This window comes from Protofrankia sp. Cr1 (assembly GCF_963555865.1).
Lineage (GTDB): Bacteria > Actinomycetota > Actinomycetes > Frankiales > Frankiaceae > Protofrankia.
Map to the genome: position 1 here is coordinate 6,717 of NZ_CAUVXO010000014.1, position 1,075 is coordinate 7,791.

The 1,075-nt window shown below is 65.0% G+C and carries 1 protein-coding gene; it reads left to right on the forward strand.

The features are described 5' to 3' along the window. Positions 1–466 precede the first annotated feature (466 nt). Entirely contained in the window at positions 467–1,036 is a 570-nt protein-coding gene (locus U9980_RS02900; RefSeq protein ID WP_322766565.1) for an NUDIX hydrolase, read from the forward strand. Positions 1,037–1,075 lie beyond the last annotated feature (39 nt).

The following is a 1,075-nucleotide window of genomic DNA, read 5'->3' on the forward strand; positions in this document are numbered from 1 at the left end:
CAGCATCGACAATCCTGCCGCTGCGCCGGACGGCACGCGCTGGGGCCAGGGTTGTGATCTGATGGCCTGCCTCCCAGCGAGGTGTCGTCGGGTGCTTGTTCGGTAGGTTTAGAGCGACCGGCTTCAGATGTGCGGAGAGTGTCCGCTGGTGATCCATGGGTACTATTCGGACAATGATGGACGGTAGGCGGGTAGTGCGTTCGCCGTGACGTCCCGGAAGCGGTCGATCATCTCGATGACGCGTTTTTCGTGCGGCCAATGCGTAACAGACTGGTCAATCAGTTCACGTGTGGAGCGTCAGTCGGTCCGTTCACCTTCCTGATCCAGGGCGAAATACTCGCTGCCCTAGCGGCATTGTCCGCAGGGATGGTAGAGCCTGGCGTGCATGAAGTTGACCCGGCGACCGTGAAATAATCGCGTCGGCCTGGCTGCGTTGCTTCAACGACGACTGAGGAGTCCGTCCGCTGTGACCGTCACCAACGAGGATGTGACCGTGATGGTCCGCCAATATCTCGACGTTTATCCCGATGAGGCTCACGTGCTGCGCCCGCTGCTCGACGCGGCAACGGTCTGCGTACCGGTAGCTTCCCGCGCGACGATGCCGGGACATGTCACCTGCGGCGCGGTCGTGGTCGCTCGCGACGGGCTGGTGTTGCGGATCCGGCATGCCGCGCTCGGGCGGTGGCTGCTACCTGGTGGTCACGTCGAACCGTCCGACTCCTCGCTCGTGGACGCTGCGCTGCGGGAACTCGCCGAGGAAACCGGCATCGACCCGACATCCGCGGGTCTGCTGCTGTCCCGGCCAGTGGACATCGACGCCCACCTGATCCCGGCGAACCCTGCTCGGGGCGAACCCGAGCACACGCACTACGACCTGCGGTTCCTGTTCGGCATCACCGCGGAGGTTGCGGTGACGATCCAGGCTGAGGAGGTGACCGGATATCGGTGGGGCCCAGCCGCTGACCTTGGTAGTCGTCTCGGTGGTCGTGTGGTCGCCCGCCTTGTCACACGCACTCGCTCCGTTCCGTCCCCATAGTGGATCCCGGGGGGCCGGGGGGCCGGGGGGCCGGGGGAT